2 protein-coding genes are annotated in these 2,125 nt (G+C 33.6%); both read right to left on the reverse strand.

Features of this window, described 5'->3' with window-relative positions; genetic code table 11:
- Positions 1-679: DeoR/GlpR family DNA-binding transcription regulator (locus ACI32A_RS05140; RefSeq protein ID WP_439753963.1), on the reverse strand; the 679-nt coding region annotated here is incomplete at its 3' end.
- A gap of 18 nt (positions 680-697) precedes the next feature.
- On the reverse strand, positions 698-2,125 hold a 1,428-nt coding region (gene glgB, locus ACI32A_RS05145), incomplete at its 5' end, for a 1,4-alpha-glucan branching enzyme (protein WP_439753964.1).

Genomic DNA, 2,125 nt, shown 5'->3' on the forward strand with positions numbered 1-2,125 from the left:
CCATTAAATAATGGCCTGCATGTACATTATATTTTGTGTGATCGGCAACAACAATGACATTTTTCGTATTTTGAATAAATATACGCTTGATTTTTGCTTCTTCTTTTGAACTCAAAGAAATACAAATGTCATCAATTCCATTGGGTGCTAGTAAATAAATATCAGTATGATATTGATTGGCACTTTGAATGGCTTTTTCATCATAAAACGCATTGTGTTCTTTATCTAGTTTTCCACCAATTAAATGTACCTGGATATTTTTTGATTTCCATAAAAGAGAAACCACATTATATGCATTGGTTATTACTGTACAAGGAAAATCTTTTTCCAGCAAGGCCATCGCAATGTATTGATTGGTTGTGCCTGCGTCCATTCCAATGACCATATTTTCTTTAATAATATGATCCACAACATATTTGGCAATTTGTTGTTTCTCTTTTTTCATTAAATTAATACGTGAAGCATATACAGTATTTCGACACGTGCCTTCGGTGCTTACTGCCCCTCCAATAACACGTTTTAAAACGCCTTGTTTTTCCAGAAACGTCAAATCATTTCGAATCGTCGCAATGGAAACATTACATTCTCTACATAATTCCTGGATACCAATTACTTCTTTTTTTTGAAGTAAATCCCTGATTTTTCCATGACGTAACTGAGCTTTTTTTGAATTGTTCATAGTTATAAAAAGAAGGAATTATTTTTCCTTCTTTTTTGTTGTTCTTTGATGACGAACTTCAAATACAGTTGCGCCTAAAGCTGGTACATCAATTTCAATCATATATGGTAAATGATGTTTTTCTACTTTCATTGCCTGGCAAGACTGAATGTTGGCATCCAGAATTGGTCCGCTGTATTTGTTCCATTGCGTATTTAATACTTCTTTGTATTTTCCTTTTCGCTCTACACCAAACTGCTGATTCACATAAGAATTTGTTGAGAAATTTAATACAATAACATAGTCTTTTGTGGATCCTTTACGAATATAAGAAAATAAATTTTGTTTATTATTATCTGCATCAATCCATTTAAAAGAATCCCAACTATAATCATTTTCAAAGAACGCATCATTTTTTGTATACAATTTACCTAAATCCATGAACATCTTTTCAAAACTATCATGCATAGGCATTTCACGTAAGAACCAGTCACACGTTTTCTTTTCATCCCATTCACGCATTTGACCAATTTCATTTCCCATGAAATTCAATTTCTTACCAGGATGTGTAAACATATATACATATAAAGCACGTGCCTGAGCAAATTTATCATGATAACTTCCCCACATTTTATTGACGATAGTTGCTTTTCCATGAACTGTTTCATCGTGACTAAATGGAAGAATGAAGTTTTCTGAATAAAAATATGCCATGCTGAAATTAATTTTATTGTGATGCCATTGACGATAAATTGGATCCATTGCCAAATACTTTAACGTATCATTCATCCAGCCCATATCCCATTTATAATCAAATCCAAGTCCTCCATCACTTCCTAAACGCGTAACACCTGGGAAATCTGAAGAATCTTCTGCAATCAACATGATGCTTCCATTATGGGCTACATTCAATAAGTGGTTCATTCTTCTTAAGAAAATACAAGCCCCTTCATTCACACCACGATCTTTATTTCCTTTCCAATAAATCGCATTGGAAATCGCATCCATTCTCAGTCCATCAAAATGACATTCTTCCAGCCAGAAATTGGCAGCTGACATTAAAAATGAACGAACTTCTTCACGCCATAAGTTAAAGTTTAAAGTTCCCCATTCAGAATAAGCATCTTCAGGTTTGTCATATTCATATAAAGGTGTTCCATCATAATAACGAAGAGCATAATTATCTGTCACAAAATGAACAGGAACAAAATCCATAATCACACCAATATTGGCTTTATGAAGCGCATTCACAAAGTGTTTTAATTCCTGCATACTTCCATATCGAGCTGTTGGTGCAAAGTAACACGTACATTGATATCCCCAGGAGCCATCAAAAGGGAATTCACAAAGAGGCATAAATTCAACATGTGTAAAGCCGTGTGTTTTACAATGATTGATCAAATTTTTTTCAATTTCATTATAGTGTAAGAAATGATCAATTTCTTCTCCCTCTTTTGTTCCGTCTCC

Origin of the sequence: Floccifex sp. (assembly GCF_051873555.1) — a bacterium.
GTDB lineage: Bacteria > Bacillota_I > Bacilli_A > Erysipelotrichales > Erysipelotrichaceae > Floccifex.